19 protein-coding genes, 1 tRNA gene, 1 riboswitch and 3 other annotated features are annotated in these 23791 nt (G+C 29.9%); of the genes, 14 read left to right on the plus strand and 6 right to left on the minus strand.

Annotated elements, in window-relative coordinates:
- Window positions 1-228 precede the first annotated feature (228 nt).
- A riboswitch (Lysine riboswitch) is annotated at window positions 229-400 on the plus strand.
- A 250-nt stretch (window positions 401-650) separates the two neighbouring features.
- From CPAL_RS07440 to trpS, 3 genes are all read left to right on the plus strand, one after another.
- Window positions 651-1850, plus strand: coding sequence for an aspartate kinase (locus tag CPAL_RS07440; protein ID WP_106024349.1), 1200 nt, complete (start codon window positions 651-653; stop codon window positions 1848-1850).
- 21 nt (window positions 1851-1871) lie between these two features.
- Window positions 1872-3170 carry a diaminopimelate decarboxylase gene (lysA, locus tag CPAL_RS07445; protein ID WP_061858123.1) on the plus strand — a complete coding sequence of 433 codons (1299 nt, stop codon included), beginning with the start codon at window positions 1872-1874 and terminating at the stop codon, window positions 3168-3170.
- A 209-nt stretch (window positions 3171-3379) separates the two neighbouring features.
- Window positions 3380-3621 (plus strand) — a binding site (T-box leader).
- A gap of 85 nt (window positions 3622-3706) precedes the next feature.
- Window positions 3707-4717, plus strand: a complete 1011-nt coding sequence (gene trpS, locus CPAL_RS07450) for a tryptophan--tRNA ligase (RefSeq protein WP_207644346.1) — start codon at window positions 3707-3709, stop codon at window positions 4715-4717.
- 144 nt (window positions 4718-4861) lie between these two features.
- On the opposite strand, the gene yidA is transcribed toward trpS, so the two are convergent.
- The gene (gene yidA, locus CPAL_RS07455) at window positions 4862-5683 is read right to left on the minus strand and encodes a sugar-phosphatase (RefSeq protein ID WP_061858121.1); all 822 of its coding nucleotides are present in this window, start codon (window positions 5681-5683) and stop codon (window positions 4862-4864) included.
- Window positions 5684-5981: 298 nt separating this feature from the next.
- On the opposite strand from yidA, the gene CPAL_RS07460 reads away from it, so the two are divergent.
- On the plus strand, window positions 5982-7577 hold the full coding sequence (locus CPAL_RS07460) for a peptide chain release factor 3 (protein ID WP_106024350.1): 1596 nt from the start codon (window positions 5982-5984) through the stop codon (window positions 7575-7577).
- An 80-nt stretch (window positions 7578-7657) separates the two neighbouring features.
- Here the strand turns inward: CPAL_RS07460 and CPAL_RS07465 are convergent, their stop codons facing one another.
- Window positions 7658-8755, minus strand: a complete 1098-nt coding sequence (locus CPAL_RS07465) for an NAD(P)/FAD-dependent oxidoreductase (RefSeq protein WP_061858119.1) — start codon at window positions 8753-8755, stop codon at window positions 7658-7660.
- Between the two features lie 51 nt (window positions 8756-8806).
- Window positions 8807-8962 carry a DUF5670 family protein gene (locus CPAL_RS13885; RefSeq protein ID WP_165815399.1) on the minus strand — a complete coding sequence of 52 codons (156 nt, stop codon included), beginning with the start codon at window positions 8960-8962 and terminating at the stop codon, window positions 8807-8809.
- A 192-nt stretch (window positions 8963-9154) separates the two neighbouring features.
- On the opposite strand from CPAL_RS13885, the gene CPAL_RS07470 reads away from it, so the two are divergent.
- From CPAL_RS07470 to CPAL_RS07505, 8 genes are all read left to right on the plus strand, one after another.
- Window positions 9155-9730 (plus strand): ECF transporter S component, encoded by a 576-nt coding sequence (locus CPAL_RS07470; RefSeq protein ID WP_061858118.1) that lies wholly within the window; start codon window positions 9155-9157, stop codon window positions 9728-9730.
- 94 nt (window positions 9731-9824) lie between these two features.
- A complete protein-coding gene (locus CPAL_RS07475; RefSeq protein ID WP_106024351.1) occupies window positions 9825-10919 on the plus strand; it encodes a sensor domain-containing diguanylate cyclase in 1095 nt (364 codons plus the stop codon).
- A gap of 67 nt (window positions 10920-10986) precedes the next feature.
- Entirely contained in the window at window positions 10987-12150 is a 1164-nt protein-coding gene (locus tag CPAL_RS07480; RefSeq protein WP_061858116.1) for an AlbA family DNA-binding domain-containing protein, read from the plus strand.
- A gap of 149 nt (window positions 12151-12299) precedes the next feature.
- Window positions 12300-12710 carry a hypothetical protein gene (locus CPAL_RS07485; RefSeq protein ID WP_061858115.1) on the plus strand — a complete coding sequence of 137 codons (411 nt, stop codon included), beginning with the start codon at window positions 12300-12302 and terminating at the stop codon, window positions 12708-12710.
- Window positions 12711-12833: 123 nt separating this feature from the next.
- Window positions 12834-13061: a binding site (T-box leader), on the plus strand.
- A 59-nt stretch (window positions 13062-13120) separates the two neighbouring features.
- Window positions 13121-14341 (plus strand): tyrosine--tRNA ligase, encoded by a 1221-nt coding sequence (tyrS, locus tag CPAL_RS07490; RefSeq protein ID WP_106024352.1) that lies wholly within the window; start codon window positions 13121-13123, stop codon window positions 14339-14341.
- A 165-nt stretch (window positions 14342-14506) separates the two neighbouring features.
- Window positions 14507-16501 (plus strand): hypothetical protein, encoded by a 1995-nt coding sequence (locus CPAL_RS07495; protein ID WP_106024353.1) that lies wholly within the window; start codon window positions 14507-14509, stop codon window positions 16499-16501.
- A gap of 16 nt (window positions 16502-16517) precedes the next feature.
- Window positions 16518-16796 carry an EscU/YscU/HrcU family type III secretion system export apparatus switch protein gene (locus CPAL_RS07500; RefSeq protein ID WP_420535949.1) on the plus strand — a complete coding sequence of 93 codons (279 nt, stop codon included), beginning with the start codon at window positions 16518-16520 and terminating at the stop codon, window positions 16794-16796.
- Between the two features lie 11 nt (window positions 16797-16807).
- Complete coding sequence (locus tag CPAL_RS07505) at window positions 16808-17491, plus strand: metallophosphoesterase (RefSeq protein ID WP_061858203.1); 684 nt, start codon at window positions 16808-16810, stop codon at window positions 17489-17491.
- Window positions 17492-17541: 50 nt separating this feature from the next.
- Here the strand turns inward: CPAL_RS07505 and CPAL_RS07510 are convergent, their stop codons facing one another.
- Window positions 17542-18321, minus strand: a complete 780-nt coding sequence (locus tag CPAL_RS07510) for a DUF2225 domain-containing protein (RefSeq protein WP_061858112.1) — start codon at window positions 18319-18321, stop codon at window positions 17542-17544.
- 181 nt (window positions 18322-18502) lie between these two features.
- Here CPAL_RS07510 and yjbM point away from each other — a divergent pair, with 181 nt between their 5' ends.
- Window positions 18503-19294 carry a GTP diphosphokinase gene (gene yjbM / locus CPAL_RS07515; RefSeq protein ID WP_061858111.1) on the plus strand — a complete coding sequence of 264 codons (792 nt, stop codon included), beginning with the start codon at window positions 18503-18505 and terminating at the stop codon, window positions 19292-19294.
- A gap of 57 nt (window positions 19295-19351) precedes the next feature.
- Here the strand turns inward: yjbM and leuS are convergent, their stop codons facing one another.
- Window positions 19352-21790, minus strand: a complete 2439-nt coding sequence (leuS, locus tag CPAL_RS07520; protein ID WP_106024354.1) for a leucine--tRNA ligase — start codon at window positions 21788-21790, stop codon at window positions 19352-19354.
- A 64-nt stretch (window positions 21791-21854) separates the two neighbouring features.
- Window positions 21855-22053 (minus strand) — a binding site (T-box leader).
- A 182-nt stretch (window positions 22054-22235) separates the two neighbouring features.
- On the opposite strand from leuS, the gene rpsA reads away from it, so the two are divergent.
- Entirely contained in the window at window positions 22236-23399 is a 1164-nt protein-coding gene (rpsA, locus tag CPAL_RS07525) for a 30S ribosomal protein S1 (RefSeq protein ID WP_061858109.1), read from the plus strand.
- 108 nt (window positions 23400-23507) lie between these two features.
- On the opposite strand, the gene CPAL_RS07530 is transcribed toward rpsA, so the two are convergent.
- Window positions 23508-23582 (minus strand) — tRNA-Gln (locus tag CPAL_RS07530).
- Window positions 23583-23791: the final 209 nt, after the last annotated feature.

Raw genomic sequence — 23791 nt, forward strand, 5'->3', positions numbered from 1 at the left:
TGTGTTACAATTATTTCGAGCCATAGTGAGCACCTCATGTTTTGTTTTCTTGTCAAAAACAATTATACATGATTTTCTCACTATGGTTTTTCTTTTTTATCTATTGCATTTGATTATACAATGAACCGTGATAAATTTTTCCGAAAAATCAATAAAAAGTACTTGATTATAAAAAAATATTATGATAAACTATGGATAATTTAAGATTAAAAGTTAATAATGTTAGTTACCTAGGGTAGAGGTGCTGTAATTAAGAGTATTTGCTAAGAGCCGGCAGGCAAAGACGAGCAAAGAAAGGAATTATGGCCGAAGAAGATAAATTGGCAAATTTATCTTCTGGCTTTGCACAGAATATGTGTAAGGCTGTCACGTTAAGTTTACGTGGAGAGCTACAAGGTACACTTAGTTCGGAATATATTTTATTTTGTCTTATTTTATATATTGCGGCGAGGGTGTCCTTGTCGTAATATTTTTTTATATTAAAATAAGTATTATTTCGAAGAGTGTTACCTTCAATAAAAACAAAATTATCAATTTTCCATTGCTTAACGTCTAGAGATTAAAAATCTTATTAACCTCTAACCTAAATAACCGCAAAGCATTTAAAATGAAAAAATTGTACAATGGTTACTAAAAAGGGGGTTATACATATGGGTATAGTTGTACAAAAATATGGTGGAAGTTCCGTAGCCACAACAGAAAAAATAAAAAGAATTGCGGATACTTTAATAAAAAGGAAAGAGCAGGGAGATGATTTAGTAGTCGTTGTATCTGCAATGGGTGATACAACAGATGATCTAATATCTTTAGCTAAGCAAATTTCTAAAAATCCAGATAAGAGAGAATTGGATGTTCTAATGTCTACAGGAGAGATGATGTCTTGTGCATTACTTTCTATGGCAATAAAAGAAAAAGGATATGATGCAGTAAGTTATACTGCATATCAAATAGGTATAAAAACCAGTGGACAATATGGAAAAGGCTTAATTGATGATATAGAAGACACTAAAATAAGTGAAAGTTTGAAAGAGGGAAAAATTGTAATTGTAGCAGGATTTCAAGGAATTAATGAAGATGGAGATATAATCACTTTAGGAAGAGGAGGTTCTGATACATCTGCAGTTGCTTTAGCTGTTAAGCTTAAGGGAATATGTGAAATCTATACAGATGTTGATGGAATATACAGCGTAGATCCTAGAAAATATAAATATGCGAAAAAGTTAGATGTTATTGACTATGAGGAAATGCTAGAGTTATCTAGCCTAGGAGCTCAAGTTATGCATTCAAGATCTATAGAACTTGCTCAAAAATATAACATTCCTATATATGTAGGTTTGAGCAATAGTGATGTTAAAGGAACAATTATTAAGGGGGTAGACAAAATGAATTTAGAAAGTAAACCAGTAACAGGACTTGCAACTAGTGATGATGATATAGCAGTAACTTTAAAGGATATAGATGCAGATATAAATATTTTATCAAATTTATTTGAATCTATAGGAAGCAAGAAAATCAATATAGATATGATAAGTCAAACTGCACCTTTAAATGATAAAGTGAATGTATCTTTTACTATTCCTAAGGATGAACAGGAAGAATGTATGAAAATAATAAAGAACTTTGCAAGTGATGAAAATATATCAATAGATGAGGATATAACTAAGTTTTCAGTTGTAGGAATAGGAATGAAGAATACTTCAGGTGTAGCTGCTAAAATGTTCAAGTTGTTTAGTGAAAATAATATAAATGTAAAAATGATTACAACATCTGAGATAAGGATTACTTGTGCTATAAGTCAACAAGATAAAGCTAAGGCGATTCAAATTGTAGCAAATGAATTTAATCTTTAAAAATAGACTGGGGGCTTTAAAATGAAACTATTTGGAACTATGAAAATTGAGAATGAAGAATTATATATAGGGGGCGTTAGCACATTAAAATTGGTAAAGGAATTTGGAACTCCTTTATATGTTATGGATGAAGAATTGATAAGAAATAATTGTAGAAGATATTATAAAGGGTTTAAAGTAGATAAAGGACAAAATAGAGTGGCTTACGCTGGTAAGGCATTTTTGACTATAGCAATGTGCCAGATAATAAACGAGGAAGGCTTATGCCTTGATGTTGTTTCAGGTGGAGAGTTATATACTGCCTATAAAAGTAAATTTCCTATGGAGAAGGTACTTTTCCATGGAAATAATAAAACTTTAGAAGAAATAGAGATGGGAATTAAACTTGGAGTAGGTAGATTCATTGCAGATAACTTCTATGAGATTGAAAAAATAAATGAAATAGCTGAAAAGTATGGAAAGACTCAAAAAATACTTTTAAGAATTACTCCAGGAATAGAAGCGCATACTCATGCTTATATAAAAACTGGACAAATAGATTCTAAGTTTGGATTTACTATGCTCCAAAATCAAACGCTTCAGGCTGTAGAGAGAGCAAACTATCTTAAAAATATAGAACTTATGGGGTTTCATTGTCATATTGGTTCTCAGATTTTTGATATACAACCTTATAGAGATGCAGTAAAAATAATGCTTTCTTTGATAAGAGAAGTTAAAGATAAATTGAATTATGAGATGAAAGAGTTAGATTTAGGCGGCGGATTCGGTATATATTACAATGAAGGAGATTCACCAAGGGAATTTGAAGAATTTTGTAATGCTATATTAGAAGAGGCAGAAATCAGCAGCAAAGATTTAAATATAAAATTGCCAAGTTTAATTATTGAACCAGGAAGGTCTATAGTTGGTAATGCAGGTACTACCCTATATACTATAGGATCAATAAAAGAAGTTCCGGAAGTAAGAAAGTATGTAGCTGTAGATGGAGGAATGACAGATAACATTAGACCTGCACTTTATAATGCAAACTATGAATGTCTTATAGCAAATAAGGCAAATTCATCTTTAAAAGAAACTGTTACAGTATCTGGAAAATGCTGCGAGTCAGGAGACATATTATTAAGTAATGTGGAAATTCCTAAAGCTGAAAGCGGGGATATATTAGCAGTATTAAGTACTGGGGCTTATGGATATTCAATGTCCAGTAATTATAACAAGATTCCTAGAGCTGCAGTAGTATTGGTTAAGGATGGCAGTGCAAAGCTTATTTGTAAAAGACAGTCATATGAAGATCTAATAAAAGGTGAATTAGAGCTTTAAGCTTTAAATAATTAGTAGTTCGGTCCAATTTCAATTTTCAAATATATTAAGCTAAGAAACAAAGGTCTTGTGCTCTGAATTTTATTAGAGCTGGATCTTTGTTTTTTAGAGTAAAATAATAATGTTTTATAAAAATACAAATTATTATAGATTTTGAAAGTGCTATTGACAAAAATCAATAATAAGAATATTATATTTAAAAAGTATAATTTTAATCGATGAAAAGAAGCAAGTAGGCTTAAAAACAGATTTTCAGAGAGCTGTATGTGGTGGGATTACGGCAATTATGCTTAAGCTGAATGGGTCTTTGAGATTTTAGAATGAAATTTCAAGTAGTTCTAAACGTTTTAGTCTTACGATACAAAGACAGGATATATTTATATATCCGTGAGAGGAAATACTTTTAGTATTTTGAATTTAGGTGGCACCGCGTGCGTATTACGCCCTATATGACAAAAAAATGTTATATAGGGTTTTATTATTATAGCTTTGTCAATAATTATAAACTTTAATAATAGAAATCGGAGGGATACATCTTGGAAAACGCTGAACAAAAAAAGGTTATTTTTAGTGGAATACAGCCTTCAGGAGAACTTACTTTAGGAAATTATCTTGGAGCCTTAAAAAACTGGGTTAAACTTCAAGATGAATATGATTGCTACTATTGTATAGTTGATATGCATGCTATAACAGTAAGACAAGAACCAAAAGATTTGAGAAGAAGAACTCTTGAGGTTCTTGCTGTATATATTGCTTCAGGAATAGATCCAGAAAAAAATACAATATTTATACAATCTCATGTGCCAGCCCATGCTGAAGCTGCATGGATTTTAAACTGTAACACATATATGGGTGAACTTTCAAGAATGACTCAATATAAAGATAAGTCAAAGAGATATGGAAATAATATAGGTGCAGGACTTTTCAACTATCCAGTGCTTATGGCAGCAGATATACTTTTATATCAAGCTGATTTAGTTCCAGTTGGAGGAGATCAAAAACAACACTTGGAATTAACGCGTGATATTGCTGAAAGATTTAACAATGCATACAGTCCTACTTTTAAAATACCAGAACCATATATACCAAAGGCTGGAGCAAAAATCATGGATCTTCAAGACCCTACTAAAAAGATGTCTAAGTCTTCTGATAATCCTAATTCCTATATACTTGTAATGGATTCACCAGAAGTTATCAGAAAGAAAATATCAAGAGCTGTTACAGATAGCATAGGAGTAGTAAGATTCAGTGATGAACAGCCTGGAGTTAAAAACTTAATTACAATTTTAAGCGTAATTAAAGGAAAGACTATTGAGGAAATAGAGAAAGAATATGAAGGTCAAGGATATGCTCAATTTAAAAAGGATGTAGCAGAAGCTATAGTAGAAGAGCTTGAACCAATTCAAACTAAGGTAAAAGAACTTATATCTAACAAAGAATATCTTGAAAGTATTTATAAAAAAGGTGCAGAAAAGGCAAATTATGTAGCCAACAAAACTCTAAGAAAAATGAAAAAGAAGATAGGGTTTATACCATTAGCTAAGTAAAATAATCTTCTTTAAAATTAAATCATATCTTTTAATAAATCGTAGGTTGTGGTACATCTTTACCTCTAAGCCTGCGTTTTTTATATATTTTTGTAATTAGATAACTTTTTTATACAGAAAAGGGAGTAGTTGACGTTAAAATATTTAATAATTTTGCAGTGAATCTGAAAGTATAAACTTATTTATAACATGAGCAACTCCATGTTCTTCATTAGAGTAGGTTACATAATTTGCAGCTTTTTTTACTTCAGGGAAAGCATTTTCCATAGCAACACCAAGGCCAGCATACTTTATCATATCAATATCATTGCCAGCATCTCCTACACAGATTATTTCATTGCGATTTATATCAAGCTTCTCTGCTAGAGATTTCACCCCAGTACCTTTGCTTACATTTTTATCCAAAAACTCTAAGAAGTAAGGAGCACTTCTAACAACATTATATTTTTCGTATACTTCCTTAGGCAGTTTTTCAATAACAGCTGAAAGTCTTTTTTCTTCTCCTACGAACATGACTTTTACTATTTCAGTATCGTCTTCTATTTTATTAAAATCTATTTCTTCAAAAGGAATATTATTCATTTTTATTTCAAGTTCAGTATATTCGCTTAATTTAGGTGTGATGCAGCCAGATGTAGTTAAAGCATGAATATCTATGTCCAACTTTTTACTTAAATCGTATAGATAATGAACATCCTTAGACTTAAGCAAAACCTGAGTTAATAGTTCATTAGTACCTGTGTTTACAACTAAAGAACCATTGTAAGTTATACAATAATCTTCATCGCTTATAAGATCTAATTCACTTAAGTAATTTTCTACGCCTTTTATAGGTCTTCCAGTTGCTAAAACAACTTTAACGCCTTTTTCTTTGGCTTTTTTTATAGCAATCATGTTTTCTTTAGAGATTTTTTTCTCTTCATTTAAAAGAGTTCCATCCATATCTAATGCAATTAGTTTAAACATTAAAAAGCCTCCATCATTTATAATTTATAATTTTTATCTAGCATTAATATTATAACATGCAAAAAAAGTATTTAAATATATTATTTTATTTTGCATAATGCTACATAGTAAATTAAGGTGAAAAAATTCTTTTGCAATGCTGCAATAGATAGGTTTGACAAGGAGCTATAATAAATATAAAATCAATAAAGGAAAGAAATATGTTCTAACAGATTGTTGAATTTCTTATATTTTTTAAAATAATTTAAACGTAAAAAATCATAGTTAATTTTTAATAATATGGAAAGAGGAGAAAAAGGTGGCAGACTTAAGAAAAGAAATAGAAAAAAGAAGAACCTTTGCTATAATATCTCACCCAGATGCTGGTAAAACAACGCTTACAGAAAAATTACTGCTATATGGAGGAGCTATAAGAGAGGCTGGTTCTGTAAAAGCAAGAAGAGCAGCAAAACATGCTGTGTCTGACTGGATGGAAATAGAAAAACAAAGGGGGATTTCTGTTACATCTTCAGTTTTACAGTTTAATTATGCAAATCATTGCATAAATATATTGGATACCCCAGGACACCAGGATTTTAGTGAGGACACATACAGAACCCTTATGGCTGCAGATAGTGCAGTTATGGTAATTGATGGAGCTAAAGGGGTAGAGGAACAAACAAGAAAGTTATTTCATGTATGCAGTTTAAGAGAAATACCTATATTCACTTTTATAAACAAGATGGATAGAGAAACTAAAGATCCTTTTGTTTTGTTAGACGATATAGAAAATGAGCTTGGTATAAAATCTTATCCTATGAACTGGCCAATAGGATGTGGAGCTGATTTTAAAGGTGTATATGATAGGGAAAAAAAGCATATATTACTGTTTAATGGTGGAAACCATGGTTCAAGCGAAGTAGAAATTATTGAAGGAAACTTAGAAGACAGCAATATAAAAGAAATAATTGGTGAAGATTTACATGAAAAATTATTAGAAGAAATAGAACTTATTGAAGAGGCTGGAGAAGAATTTGATTTAGAAAAGATAAAAAATGGAGAGCTTACTCCTGTATTTTTTGGAAGTGCTTTAACGAATTTTGGAGTAGAGCCATTTCTTAATGAGTTCTTAAAACTTACTCCACCACCTTTAGCTAGAAATACAGATAAGGGTAAAATAGATGTATTTAGCGAGGACTTTTCAGCTTTTGTATTTAAAATTCAAGCAAACATGAATAAGGCTCATAGAGACAGAATTGCTTTTATGAGAATTTGTTCAGGAAAATACACTAAAGGTATGGAAGTATATCACGTTCAGCAGGGAAAAAAGATAAAGTTAACTCAACCTCAGCAGTTTTTAGCGGAGGAGAGGGAAATAGTCGAGGAAGCTTATGCTGGAGATATAATTGGAGTATTTGATCCGGGTATATTTGGAATAGGAGATACTTTATGTCCAGTTTCAAACAAATTTAAATTTGAAGGAATACCAACCTTTGCTCCAGAGCATTTTGCAAAAGTAAGAACAGTAGACACTATGAAAAGAAAGCAGTTTATAAAAGGTGTGACTCAGATTGCTCAAGAAGGAGCAATCCAAGTATTTAAAGAATTATTTATTGGAGTAGAAGAAATTATTGTAGGAGTTGTGGGAGTACTTCAATTTGAAGTTTTGGAATATAGACTTAAAAATGAATATAACGTAGATATCAAACTTGAGAGACTTCCGTTTAGGCATATAAGATGGATTGAAAAGTCAGAGGTAGCACCAGAAGACCTTAACATCACAAGTGATACCAAGGTTGTTAAAGATTTAAAGGATAAAGACTTATTGATATTCTCAAATGATTGGGGAATACAATGGGCTCTTGATCACAATAAAGGACTTGTACTTTCCGATATAGGCAAAAGCGAAGAGTAATAAAGAAAGTGAAGTAATACAGTAGTGGAGAAGTTTTGGACTCAATTAAGTAGATTTTTCTAAGCTTCTCCACTAAATATTTAGTTTCTTTCAAAACTAAATATTTTAGCATCTGGACTGCTTTCGTAAAGAATTAAATCCTTTATGATTTCAGCGCCAATTAAGCTATAACATATATTATTTCTGCCAACAGCTAGATTAAAGTAACAGCCATCGAATTTTGGATGCTTTCCTATATAAGGAAGTCCATCAGGAGATTGGGCATAGTTTTTTTCAAGAAAGTATTCACCTTTTAAGGTTTCAGGGTAAGGTAGAATATCTTTTAGTTTATTTAAAAGTTCAGATTCTTTATCAGGACTAGAAGCACCATTGAATTCTGAAATCATAAGTCTTTTATCAATGGTTGCTTTAATATAAGTGTATAAATCATCATCTTCCTGTAAAATTATATGTTTTTGAAGAAAATCAATGTATATATTATCTAAAGGTTCTGTAATTATATTATAAATTTTAGACCTGTCTAATAGTTCCCATTCTTTTATTAATTTATAAGAACTCCATATATCTGTAAAAATTATATTTTTACACTCTATATAATTAGAGTTCTTTAAGTTGACTCTTAAATTATTAGAATAATAATCATATCCAATAGCGCAAGTATTTTCATAAACTCTAGCATTTTTTTTTAGTGAAGCCCTTAAAATTACATGACACAATTTAAAAGGGTCTACTATAGCACAATTTTCTACTACAGTATAATTTTCTGAATATTTTTTGCGAGGGTCATTATAAATATATTTAAAATCCTTTCTTTGAAAAATATGCTTATAGTTTATGTTATAAAGAATATTTTCTAAAATATCAACAGATCTTTTGCATAATTTTTCTGCTCTATAAGCACTTTCTTTACCTACAAGCTCTGTAAGTTTATTATAAGAAAAATCAGTTTTATTTTCTAAAAATCCTAGATTGCTATAAGTACTGCCGTTAGCTACAAGATACTTTTCGATTAATATAGTATCTAAATTATGCTGAGAAAGAAAATAGGTAGTTAAGCAACCAGATATACCACCACCTATTACTACCACATCGCATTTTTCATTTTTGCTTAAAGTTGGGTAACGTATATATCCTCTATTTATAATATTCCAATATGTATGCTTATTTTCTAATGTCATAATGTTTAGCTGACTTAAACAGCTTTCACCCCTTTCTAGGAATTAATCTCCCTATTTAGATTTATTTTCATCATATAAAAGACCTATAATAAAAATTATGAATGCAAGAATAAGTAAATCATGGATTAAAGCATTTCCTATTTTAAACAATATGGCTAAAAGCCATATAATAAGAATAAATCCTCCTATCCAGTTGAATATACTCATATTAGTTTCTCTTCTTTCTACTTAAATTAAATTAATAATAGTATTTGCAGAACAATGATAATTATAAATAGCTTTGCGGACAATAAAATTAAAGTTGAGATAGTATTTTTTGAATTTGTATCGATACAGTTGCTTAATACATATATTATTCTATAATTAAATTAATAATATAACAAAGTGGGGGAAAAGATTATGGATTATGAAAAGACTAATTTAAGTTCAAGAGCCGCAGCTATACACGATATTATTCAAGTAGGATTAATGGCAGCTGTAATTTTTGTAATGACATCTATAGCTCATATACCTTCTTTTATGGGAGTTGTGCATTTAGGAGATAGTATGGTGCTTTTAGGGGCCGTTTTACTAAAAAAGAAAAAAGGAGCCATTTCTGCTGCTATTGGAATGAGTTTATTTGATTTACTAAATGGGTATACTGCTTGGGCTCCATTTACTTTTGTGATAAAAGGGCTAATGGGATTAATAGCAGGAAGCATTGCACATAGAAAAAATTATAATGGAGAAAGCTTTATAAATAACTTGTTTGCTTTCTTAATAGCAGGCATATTTATGATTGCTGCTTACTATTTCAGCGGAGTGATTTTGGCTAGATTTATTGTTTTGAAAGCTGCAACTTTAAATGAAGCATTTATTATTGCTATGAAAGATATACCAGGAAATATAGCTCAAGCTATAGCGGGAATAATAATAAGTCTCCCTCTTAGTTCAACTATAAAAAAAGCTTTAAAATATGCTAATATAGTTCTATAAAATATGATATAATTAAAGTGTCAACTTAAATAATATACAAAATTTGCACTATATATGAGTTTTAATTTGATAATTTGGGAGAAAATGGGGCTATATGGGAAAATGTGATGGAGAGTTAAAAGATAAGTATAAGGAAGAATTCTTAAAACTAAAAGATGAATTTGAAACATACCAGAGTTTTGCTGAGGCTACTATTCAAATGATAACAGAAAAAAATATAAAACTAGAAAAAAAGTTAGATTCTATAATAAATATAGTAGAAATAAGTAAGTATATAAATTCTTACCTTAGCGATAAAAATTTAATTCCAATGATAAATGATATGATAATCGGAATATTAGGGGCCACATATTCTTCAATCTACATTATGGAGAATGGCTGCTTAGTGGTTAAAGCTACTAATGTTCAAAATAAGAATTATAATTTTTGCGAGGATGAATATAAAGATTTACTTAACGGAAAAGCATTTATAATAAACTCTAAGGAGACAATATTTTTAAAAGAAACCTCAAAAAGCGATATACATTCCGTAATAGGTGTTCCTATATATTTAGGAGAAAAGTTTATGGGATATATATTAGTTGAACATGGACTTAATAACTATTTTGGATACGAACATATAAAGTTTATTTCTAACATAGCAAATCAGATAGCGATTGCTCTAGAGAATAATGCTTTATATAATAGAATAAGAGAAATGGCTATAAGAGATCCTTTGCTTGGAATATACAATAGAAAATATTTTTTTGAGACTGTAGAAGACATTCTATCAAAAAATCCAATGGAAATAGTTGCATTTGTAATGATGGATTTAGATAATTTCAAAGAAGTAAATGATAAATATGGTCATCAATTTGGTGATAAAACATTAATACAGACTACGAATATAATACTGCATAATATAGATGATAAAAACGATTTAATAGCACGATATGGAGGAGAAGAAATCATAATCTGCATAAGAAAAGTAACTGATATGGAAGAGGTTTATAAAAAAATAGATAATATAAGAATAAAAATAAGCGAAAATGTTGTAAGGTATAAAGATATTGAGAAAAAAATTACTGCTAGTTTTGGAATAAGCTATTATCCAATTGATGGTACAAATATAAACGAGATGATAAGCGTAGCTGATTCTAGGTTGTATGCAGCTAAGAAAAAAGGGAAAAATAAAGTCATTAATAAGTAGGACGATGAGGAATTCATCGTCATTTTTTGAATACAATATAATAAGCATGAAATTGAGGGTAGAAGTTATGAATAAGAAAAAATTGATGAGCTTGTTAAAAAAGCATGAGGGGGTAAAATTAGATTATAAGCTGCAGTTAGATTTAAGCTCTGAAAATGGTAAAAAAGAGTTAGCAAAAGATATTTGTGCTATAGCAAATTCTAGAGGAGGAAGAGGATACCTTATAATAGGTGTAGAAGATAAAACAAGAAAAATAGTTGGAATTGAAAAATCTAGCTTTACAGAAGAGCAAATTCAACAAATAGTATGCTCAAGATGTGAGCCACCTATACCTATTATTTTAGAAACTTTTAATATAGAAGGAAAAGATATAGCTGTTATAACTATATTTCAGAGCAGCCAGAAGCCATATCAGTTTAAAGAAAACGGGACTTTTTATATTAGAAGGGGCTCTACTACAGATACTATGAGAAAGCAGGAGTTAATTACAGCACTTCAAGAAAATATGAATTTAAACATAGAACTAACTCCTGTTGTGAAAAGCAGTATAGAAGATTTAGATATTGATTTAATAGATAAATATTTTAAAAAACATGGTATTGAAGCAAATGATAAGAATAGGTTAATCCTTATGGAAAATACAAGAATAGTACATTTGGATGAGGAAGATAAGAGATATTACGTAACATTAGGTGGTCTGTTAGTTTTTTCCAAGGTAAATTATATATATGCTCCTCATAATATGGTGAGAATTATAAATAAGGTGAATAAAGATGTGGATGAAGTCAATATAATACAGGGAGATTTACTAGGTATTTTAGATAAAAGTGAAGAGATAATGTCAGAGATAATTCCTAAGAATTATCCTTCATTTGCTGTTCATGAAGCTGTTAAAAATGCAGTTTTATACAGGGATTATACTATTATGAATAAAGAGATTGAAGTTGTAATAGGGCATAATAGTATAAAAGTAATCAGCCCTGGAGTACTATTAAAAGATATAAAGGATGAGGGAATATATTCTCATAATTATATAAAAAGAAATATGTGGATTTATGAAAAGCTTATAACTTTAGATGACAACAACAGATTTCTCAAATCAGGAAAAGGATTTTCAAGAATAAAAAAAGCCTTTAAACAAATGGGAAAGGTTATATTTGTAAATTCATTAAGAGATAATAGCTTTAAAGTAATTTATCCAGGTGTAAATATAGTGAAGGATAAATTATAAGTAAATATAGAAATTAATATTTATTTTGAATAATATGTTAAAAGATTTAGCAATATATTGAAAGAAAATTCAGAATATTATATAATTAAGTTAAATATAATTATAATGATTATATTTAATATTATAAAAATAAAAAAGGAGTGGTTAACATGCTTCATGTTTTTTGTGATAGGAAAGGATCAGGTAAAACTAAATTTTTGATTGATTCTGCTAACGAAAAAGTTAAAAGTTCAAAAGGCCATATAGTTTACATTGATGATGACAAAAGACCTATGTTCCAATTGGATAGCAAAATTAGATTTATTTCAACAGAAGAATATGGGTTAAAGGATTGTAGTCATTTTTACGGATTTTTGTGCGGCATTTTATCGGAAGACTATGATATTACCAATATCTATATAGATGGACTGTTTAATATCATAGAAGGAGATATCGAGGATGCTGCACATTTATTTTATGCCATGGAAAAATTATCACAAAAATATGAGGTTGATTTCCATATAAATATAAATTTTGAAAAGGATACCATTCCAGAGTTTGTAAAAAAGTATGTTGCGTGATTGAACTAAATTGTGACAATCTTTAATATTGAACCTTTAAGAAAATTGTATAACAATTTTTTTAAATTCTGTTATTGCAATTTATAATGAAAGTTTATATAATAATAGATAAACCTATAAAGAACAAAGATGATGATAGAAAGAAGTAATCATATGAATCATTAAGAGAGCTGGTGGGTGGTGCAAACCAGTTGAGGAGTATGGTGAAATACATTCTTGAATCTTAGACTGAAAAGCAATTTATGCCTAGTAGGTTGATACGGATATCTCAACGTTATAGGGAATAAGCGGATATGCATATAGAAATGCATATCAATTTGGGTGGTACCGCGGAGAAAATTCGTCCCTTTATATTTAAAATATAAAGGGACTTTTTATTTTAAATATAATATTTATACGGAGGGTTAAAAATGGAAAATGTATTTGATATTTTAAAAGAACGTGGATATATAAAGCAAACTACCCACGAGGATGAAATAAGAGAGTTATTAGGAAAGGAAAAAGTTACATTCTATATAGGCTTTGATCCTACAGCAGACAGTCTTCATGTAGGACATTTTATTGCATTAATGTTTATGTCTCATATGCAAAGAGCAGGACACAGGCCAATAGCTTTAGTTGGCGGTGGAACTGTAATGGTTGGAGATCCAAGTGGAAGAACTGATATGAGAAAAATGCTTACAAAGGAAGAGATAAATTGTAATGTAGAAAAAATAAAAAAACAGCTTAAAAGATTTATAGATTTTGAAGATGGTAAGGCTATACTAGCTAATAATGCTGATTGGCTTTTAGATCTTAATTATGTAGAATTTATAAGAGAAATTGGAGTACACTTCTCAGTAAATAAAATGCTTACTGCAGAATGCTTTAAACAAAGACTAGAGAGAGGGTTGTCCTTTTTAGAATTTAACTATATGTTGATGCAAGGATATGATTTCTTAGAATTAAATAGAAGATATGGTTGTATTATGCAGCTTGGTGGAGATGACCAATGGTCCAATATGATAGCTGGTATGGATCTTATAAGAAGAAAAGAAAGAAAACCAGCTTATGCAATGACATGCACATTATTAACTAATAGTGAAGGAAAGAAAATGGGTAAAACTCAAAAGGGAGCTTTGTGGCTTGATCCAGAAAAAACTTCACCATATGAATTCTATCAATACTGGAGAAATGTGAATGATGCTGACGTAGAAAAGTGTTTAGCATTACTTACTTTCTTACCAATGGATGAAGTTAGAAGGCTTGGAAGTTTAAAAGATGCTGCTATAAATGAAGCTAAAAAGGTTTTGGCTTATGAGGTAACTAAACTTGTTCATGGTGAAGACGAAGCTAAGAAGGCTCAATCAGCATCTGAAGCATTATTTGGCGGTGGAACAGACATGAGCAATGTTCCAACTATTGAAATATCCAAGGAAGATCTTAATAAATCTCTTTTAGATATATTATTAGGAGGAAAAGCAATCCCATCTAAAAAAGAAGGAAGAAGATTAATTGATCAAGGTGGACTATATATGAACGATAATAAAGTAGAAGATCCAAATCTAACATTAAAAGAAGAAGACTTTAAAGATGGAAGTGTTCTTGTTAAAAAAGGAAAGAAAAATTACTATAGAATAGTTATACAATAGTAAAATTATTTTCATATGTTATTACTATTGTTAATCTCTAGTTTCTGGTCGCTATTATTTAATTTTAGCGATTAGAAATTAGGGATTAGAATTAATTTATTGAAAAGATTAGTTTGTATTAGGCCTAATTAAGCTGGTTATTAATTTATTTGGAGGTGAAATCAATTGCCAGAAATTTTGAATATAAGTGGTAATTATAATGTAAACTCTAAAAGAATTCATAAGAGGCTTTTATTTGAAGTAGGAGAAAGCTTCTCTGCTAGAATCATAAGTTTAGATAAGGAAACTAGTGAAGTTATTTTAAAGCTTTTAGATGGATGGCAATTTTCAGCTGAGATTAAAGAAAAAATAGATTTTACACCAAATAAATTAATAAAATTTGAAGTCGAGGGATATGAGCATGGAAAAATTATATTAAAGGTACTTGGAGAAGAAAAAGGAGAAGTCAAGGAAAGTTCCCTTTTAGATACTTTAAGAGAGCAAGGAATAAGCGTAAAAGAAGAAAATTATGTTATGTTGGAAAAGATGATAAAACATAATATGCCATTAAATAAAGAAAATATATCAAAAATGAAATCTTTATTAGATTTTCAACATAAGATAATAGAAGATCCAAAAGAAGAGGAAATATTTATATCAAAATATTTAAACAATAAGGGAATCGATATTGAGGAGCAAAAGGGAAAGGATATACAAAAAATACTAAAGGGATTTTTTAAAGAATTTAAAGATTTGAATATAGATGAACTTTTTACTCTTATAGAGAATGGTATAGATCTCACTGAGAAAAACATTAAAAGTTTTAATAGAATTAACAAAGAATCTGCAGTAATATATAAGGATTTGATTGATTTAGGTAAAAGCTTGTTAAAGGATAATGAAAGTTCAATTATTACAGTGCCAAATCATAATAATAACTTAGAAATAATAACAAAGGACTTAGAAACACCTATATTAAAATATTTAGAAAATAAGAATATTGATATAAAAACTGAAAATGGGAAAGTTGTTCAAAAGCTATTAAATGAACTTTTTTATAAGTTTGATGAGCCTAATAAAAAAGTACTAACATCTATGTTGGAGAGAAATATAGATTTTACTTTTGATAACGTTAAAAGCTTTAATAATGTGGACAAGGAAACTTTAGATGTATTTAAAGCTTTGATTAATATTGGACAAGATAATTCTAATATTTCTCCTAAAAGTTTAGAAAAGCGGAATGTATATCTTTATAAAGATTATAAGGAAGTCATAGATAATACTGAAAATTTACCTGAGATTAATAGTGATAAGGAATCATTATCAAATCTTAAAGAGTTACAGTTGCACTCTAAAAATGATAATTTCTCAGGAAGTAGTAAAGAGATATCAGGAAAAGAAATGCTTAAAAGTCTGTTAGATTGGGGAAAAATTGAGAGTGATTCTTTAATTAAAAAACAAGATGTTTCTGATAATATTTCTAATAAAGTCATAGAAAATTCTAATGACATTAGAGAAGAATTAAACAATAAAGCTGATAATGATAACAATAAAACTTTAGAAATGTCCCGTGACGTAAAAGAAGAAGTAATTAGGAAAAATGATGATATCAATAATAAAGTCCTAGAAATTTCTCATGACATTAAGGAAGAGTTAAGCAGTAAGATTAGTGAAATGAAGGAAATAATTAAGCGGTGTATAGAAGAAAATAATAATGGTAAATCAGATAATTTTAATAATATATTCCAAAGTTTGCAAAGTAAAGCTGATGACTTTAAAGTATTTAATTCTATATCAAACCAATACTATTATTTAGATGTACCTGTTAAGTTTAATAATCAAGAGTATCCATGCAAACTTATTATCAAAGATGATAGAAAAAGAGGAAAAAAAATTGATTCCTCTAATGTCAAATTCGTAGTTTCAGTTAAAACTATAAATATGGGAGTTGTAGATGCATATATTAAGGTATTCAATTCCAATATTAACGTAGATATAAACTGTGAAGAATCTTGGACAAAAATTTTAGAACTAGGTAAGGAAAAACTATGGAGAAAGCTTTCTGATATAGGGTATAATGTAAGTATACAGGTTAAGAAGAAAGATAAAGAAGTAGATTTAGTAGAATGCAGAGATTTTTTTGAAGATAGTGAGTTTACGAGAATAAACCTTATGGTTTAATGAGTAGGAGGCTTTTGTGGAACAAGATATAAGTAAAAATAAGAAAAAAAGGGCGGCTGCTCTAAAATATGAAAGTAATTATAATGCACCTATAGTAACTGCAGCTGGAATGGGATATATAGCTGATAAAATAATTGAAGAAGCCGAAAAAAACCAAGTACCAGTAGTGTATAATAAAGAATTAGCAGAGTTATTGACTAATGTAGATGTAGGCAGTTATATACCAGAGGAACTATATAACGCTGTGGCAGAGGTAATTGCTTATATAATGGATACAGATAGATTAGCAGATTGAGGGTGATGAAAATAGGGCTTTATGCTATATCAGACTTACATTTGTCCCTATCTAGTGATAAGCCTATGGATGTATTTGGAGAACAGTGGAATAATCATCACGAGAGAATAAGGGAAAATTGGATAAAAAAAATTAATGATAAAGACACAGTATTAATAGCAGGAGATGTTTCCTGGTCTATGAAGATGGAGGATGGTTTAGCGGATTTGGAATGGATACACAATCTTCCTGGAAGAAAAATAATCTCTAAAGGAAACCATGATTATTGGTGGGGAAGTATAAGTAAGCTTAATAATCTTTATGAAGATATAAGTTTTATTCAAAATAACTTTTTTAGTTATGAAGATTATGCAATTTGTGGTACAAGAGGGTGGACTATTCCTGGGGATAAAAGCAGTAGTCACGATATAAAAATATACAACAGAGAACAAATACGACTAAAGCTATCTTTAGACAAGGCTGTTAGTTCAGGATATAGTAAAATAATTGTTATGATTCATTATCCTCCGGTAAACGACAAATTTGAAGCTTCTAATTTTACAGAGATATTTGAAGAATATGGTGTAGAAAAGGTGATATATGGGCACTTGCATGGACCATCGCTAAATCGTGTTTTTGAAGGAACATATAACGGAGTTGAGTATATAATGACTTCTTGTGACTATATAAATTTTGATCCCATAAAAGTAATATAAACTCGGTTAGATTATTTAAAATTCTAACCGAGTTTATATTTAATAAAGTATTACTTTCCAAACAAAGATGAAAAGAATCCCTTTTTATTATTAGAACTGCTCTGCGAGAAATCATTTTCTTTTAAATTATTAGGATTTTTTATTAAATCTTTTTGATCTCTTGCCATGTTTTTTATTTTTTGCGAAGCCATTGGCGAAGTTATTACATTGCTGAACCAAATAAGAGCATCTTCATTATTTCCTAATCTTCTATGAAGTTCTCCTATTAAATACATTACAGTAAACTTATCCATACCATATATAGGAAAATCTTCGTTGTAGTAGGCATCGTTAAAATTCTTCAAAGCTTGGTTCAAAAAGTTCTGTTCATTATCTTTGTCTTCTAGAATTCTAAACATCCATGCTATCTTCAGGCAATTCATTGCTTTTTTACTGGCATAAGATTCGATATAAAAATAATTTAACAAAGATAGTTTATATCTTTCAATGGCGGTATTTACATTATAAGGTACGTTATAGGTCCTAGGTCTCCATTTAGGAGTTATATTTGATTTGACTAGATTCTTTTGAAAACTTTTTATTTTATCAAAATCTACCTTCATAGCAGAATATCCGCAATCATTGCATATCCACACATCATAAAAATAAGGATTTATTATATTATATCTAATAAAAAAATCACTATCCTTGCCTTGTATTCTATATGAAGAGGTTTTAATAGCCTTTACAGTAAAATTAGCACCACAAACAGGACAGGTTACCTTTTTATCGTATAGATAATTCAATTCATCAAAGTTTAGTTTATCAGATTGAGAAAATGTGTTATTCATTATTTACACCATCCTACATTAGATAAAGTTTTGTACAAGTAAATTATAACAAAAAAATTTAAAAAAACATAAATTTTTTAAATAAACATTTATATGTGGAGTAATTTTGTATATAATATTATAGTACTTAAAAAAGTTTTAAATTAGTATAAAAATAATATATATGTAAAGGATGAATTATATGGCAGTAAGGGAGTGGAAAAAGTTTCTTATACCTTATGAGCAGGCAGTAGAGGAACTAAAAGTTAAATTTAAAAGTATTAGAAGAGAATACAGAAGAAAAAATGAAAATTCACCTATTGAATTTGTAACAGGAAGGGTAAAAGAACTTTCTTCTATATTAGAAAAGGCAGATAAGTTTAATATGCCATTAGAGAGAATAGAATATGAGATGGAAGACATAGCTGGTATTAGGATAATGTGCCAATTTGTTGACGATATATATAGAGTTGTAGATTTAATCAGAAAAAGAAAAGATATGCAGATTATGTATGAAAAAGACTATATAACTGATGTAAAACCAAGTGGATACAGAAGTTATCATATAATTGTAAAATATCCTGTAAATATGGCAGATGGAGTCAAGGAAATATTGGCTGAATTCCAGATAAGAACCTTGGCCATGAACTTTTGGGCAACAGTAGAACATTCACTAAACTATAAATATAAGCATCAAATTCCAAATGAGATAAAACAAAAGTTAAAAAATGCAGCTGATGCAGCTTTTAATTTAGATCAAGAGATGCTTGAGATAAAGGATGAAATAATGGATGCTCAAAAGCTGTTCGAGGTAAAATCCAGTCTAGTCTCAGATATAATGGGAAATATACTAACTCTTATATCTATAGGAAGAAATATAGAAGCAGATAACTATAGAAATCAATTGAATAAGCTCATTTCAGAAGGAGAAGTTGGGGAACTTAATAAATTACTTCAAGCTACAGAAAAAAGTATTAAAATGTATAATAAATAAAAGAGAAATGCTGTTAAGGCATTTCTCTTTTATTATCTTAAGCTAGACATAAAATTTTTATTTTGCCACTATGTTAACCAATCTTCCTTTAACAACAATAACTTTCATAATAGTTTTACCATTAATGAATTGTTGTATAGTTTCATTGTTAAGGGCAGCTTCTTTAATTTCGTCTTCAGTAAGAGTAGTAGGTATATTCATTCTAGCTCTTATCTTTCCGCTTACTTGAATAGCTATTTCAACTTCATCTTTAACTAATGCACTAGGGTCAAACTTTGGCCAAGATTCATTAAATATTGAAAAGTCCTTTTGAAGTAGTTCCCATTGTTCTTCTGCAAAGTGAGGAGCAAAAGGAGCTAAAAGCTTAATATAATCTATAACTGTTTCTTCTAAGAACTTAACATTTTTGTTTTCTTCATTTAAATATTTAGATAAAGCATTTGTAAACTCCATTATTCTAGCAATAGAAGTGTTGAACTGGAATTTTTCTGTATCTTCAGTAACATGCTTTATAGCATAGTGTCTTGCATAGTTAAGCTCTTTTTCAGCCTTATTCATTGATGTATTTGTATTTTTAGAGCTATTTATTTCATTTCTACATTGTTCTAGAAGTCTCTCAACTCTATCCACAAATCTACCTATAGATTTTATTCCTTCATCGGACCAAGCTCCACCTTCAGAATATGCAAATCCGAACATTAGATACATTCTAAATACATCTGCACCAAACTCTTTGATGTAATCATCTGGAGAGATGGTATTTCCTTTTGATTTACTCATTTTTTGACCATCTGGTCCAAGTATTAACCCTTGGTGAGTAAGAGATTTAAAAGGTTCATCAAAGTTTAAATATCCCATATCTCTTAAGGCTTTTGTAATGAATCTAGCATATAATAGATGCATTGTAGCATGCTCAGGTCCGCCTACATATTTGTCTACAGGCAGCATTGCATTAACTTTATCAGAATCAAAGCATTTCTCTTTATTTTTATTATCTACATATCTTAGATAATAGAAAGAAGAACATACAAAAGTATCTAAAGTGTCAGATTCACGAGTTGCGTGACCTCCACACTTAGGACAAGTTGTATTTAAAAAGCTTTCGCTTTTAGATAGCGGAGATTTTCCATCTGGAGTAAATTCGATATCATAAGGAAGTTCAACAGGAAGCTGATCTTCAGGTACAGGTACTATTCCGCATTTATCGCAATAAACTACAGGAATAGGTGCTCCCCAGTATCTTTGTCTTGAAACAAGCCAATCACGAAGCCTGTAGTTAATTTTCCAGTCCCCAAGACCTTGTTCTTTAAGTTTATTTACTATAGCTTCTTTAGCTTTATCTCCGCTTAGGCCGTCAAATTCTCCGCTGTTAACTAAAGGACCATATCCAGTATAAGGAAGAGAGTCTCCTCCATCAACAACCCTAATTATTGGAAGATTATATTTTGTAGCAAAAGCAAAGTCACGTTCATCGTGAGCAGGAACAGCCATTACGCATCCAGTACCATATGTAGCTAATACGTAGTCTCCAACCCATATAGGTACTCTTTTTCCGTTAATAGGGTTTATAGCATAAGAACCAGTAAACACCCCTGTTTTTTCTCTTGAAGTAGACTGTCTTTCAATATCTGATTGTTTTTGTGCTTGAATTTTGTATTCTTCCACAGCATCTTTATATTCAGGTAATGTAATCTTATCAACTAAAGGAGTTTCAGGAGCTAATACAACATAAGTTACCCCGTTTAGAGTATCAACTCTTGTAGTAAACACGTCAAAAGTCAAATCAGAATTTTCAACTTTGAATGTAACCTGTGCTCCTTTTGATTTTCCAATCCAGTGTTTTTGCATTGCTTTGGTCTTTTCTGGCCAGTCTAATTCATCAAGCTTTTCTAAAAGTTCATCGGCATAATGTGTTATTTTTAGGAACCATTGAGTTAAGTCTTTTTTTTCAACCTCAGAATCACATCTTTCGCAATGTCCTTCTATAACTTGCTCATTTGCAAGAACTGTATTACAGCTAGGGCACCAGTTTACTGGAGCATTTTTTCTATATGCGAGACCTTTTTCAAATAATTTTAGAAATACCCATTGAGTCCATTTGTAATATTCTGGAAGGCAAGTTATAACCTCATGATCCCAGTTAAACATAGCACCCATAGCTCTTAATTGTTCTTCCATATTAGTTATGTTTTGCATTGTAGAGTCTTTTGGATGTATTCCAGTTTTTATTGCATAGTTTTCAGCAGGAAGGCCAAAGGCATCAAATCCCATAGGTTGGAATACATTATATCCCTGCATCTTTTTAAATCTAGCCCAGGAATCTGTAGGACCATAGTTAAACCAGTGTCCTGCATGTAACTTTGCTCCTGAAGGATATGAAAACATTTCAAGTACATATAATTTTTCACCTGGTGCATTTTCATCAAAATTATGAAGACCAGATTCTTCCCATTTAGTTTGCCACTTTTTATCTACAGATGTTCCGTAGTTAGCCATTTAAAGTAACCTCCTCAATCTTAAGTGAAATTAAGTAATAAAAATAAAAACTTTCATCTCTAAATTAAGAGACGAAAGTTGTAATTCCGCGGTACCACTCTAATTAAGCATAAAGCTTCACTCTAAAAAATAACGGTTTAATCCGTGTCTGTTTTTGCAGACAAGCTCCAAGGCAAGTTCATATTTTATCAATACTGTCTTGCACCAACCGACAGCTCTCTAAAATTGAATCAAATACTACTACTCCTTATCATAGCAATATAATATTTAATAATATTTATAGCCTTTTAGTTTTTTATTATAGGCTAAATAAAAAATACTGTCAAGAGCATATTTTACAAGGAAGAAGTCTATCTTCGTGTTTATCATTTATTAAAATTTTGTTATACTATAATAGAGTGAATATTTTTAATATTATATTTGATAAAGCGAGGAGAGATAAGACATGAGTAGTGAAAATCTAGAAGAAATGTCTATGAAAGATATGATGTCAGAAATAGAATATTCTATGAAACCAATTTATAGTGGTGATGTTTTAAAGGGAGAGGTTATTTCTGTATCTGATAGTGAAGTTTTAGTAAATATAGGATATATAAGTGATGGAATTATAAAGAAAGATGAACTTTCAAATGAAGATATAAATCCCAAGGATATATTAAAACCAGGGGATAAAATAGATGTATATGTTGTTAAAGTAAGAGATGAGGATGGCAATGTAGTCTTATCTAAAAAGAAAGCAGACGAATTAAAAGTATGGCAAAGTTTAGAGGAAAGTTATAAAACAGGGAATACTATAGAAGCAAAAGTGAGTGAAGTTGTTAAAGGTGGATTAGTGGCTTACGTAAATGAAGTAAGATGTTTTATACCAGCTTCTCATGCTTCAAACTCTTTTGTAAAGGACTTAAATCAATTTGTAGGCAAGAATCTAGTTGTTAAAGTAATAGAATTTGATGAAAAAAAGAGAAGAGTTGTGTTATCAAGAAAAGAAGTTGAAAGGAAAGAAGCAGAAGAGAAAAAGGAAACTCTTTGGAATTCTCTTAAAAAAGGAGAAAAAAGAACTGGAATTGTATCAAGACTTGCAAAATTTGGTGCTTTTGTTAATTTAGGAGGAGTAGATGGCTTAATTCACAATTCTGATTTGTCTTGGAAAAGAGTAAATCATCCTTCAGAAGTTGTTAAAGAAGGAGATAAGGTAGAAGTATATGTAATAGATTTTGATAAGGAAAAGGGAAGAATATCCCTTGGATTAAAGGACGTAGAAGGAGATCCTTGGAATAATGCAGCATTTAAGTATAAAGTAAATGATATTTTAGAAGGAACAGTAGTAAGGTTACTAGATTTTGGTGCTTTTGTAGAAATAGAACCGGGGATAGAGGGGTTAGTTCATGTCACTGAGATTACTGATGAGAATATAGCAAAACCATCTCAAGTATTAAAAATTGGAGATAAAGTAAAGGTTAAAATACTAGAAATTAATCCAGAAGAAAAGAAAATGGCTCTTAGCATTAAGGAAGCTGAAAATAAAACAGCAGAGGAAATAGAAAAGTATAATGATAAGGATGAAGGAAACTATATATTTGCTGACCTTTTAAAGGATATAAAGTTCTAGATTTAAAGCGAATTTTTAATCGCTAGTTACTAGTTTTTAAAAATCATAAGTATTGTAGATTAGCGATTAAAAATAAAAAACTATGCACAAAGTGCATAGTTTTTTATTTGGCTGCCCAAGAAGGATTCGAACCCTCGAATGCTTGAGTCAGAGTCAAGTGCCTTACCGCTTGGCGATTGGGCAATATATATTCAAAGTGCTAACAACAATTAATTATAACACTTTAAGAAAAAAAGTCAAGAAGTTTAAAGATTTTTTATAATCCCTTAAATTGCAATATTAAATGCAACACCCCTGTGAAAAAATCATGTAGAATAGGACTGACAATAGTCAAAATCAGCCTTAAGCCCATCTTAATAATAACAGGAGATGGCGTACATGGGTTTGTCAAG

Origin of the sequence: Clostridium thermopalmarium DSM 5974, from assembly GCF_002995795.1 — a bacterium.
Lineage (GTDB): Bacteria > Bacillota > Clostridia > Clostridiales > Clostridiaceae > Clostridium_H > Clostridium_H thermopalmarium.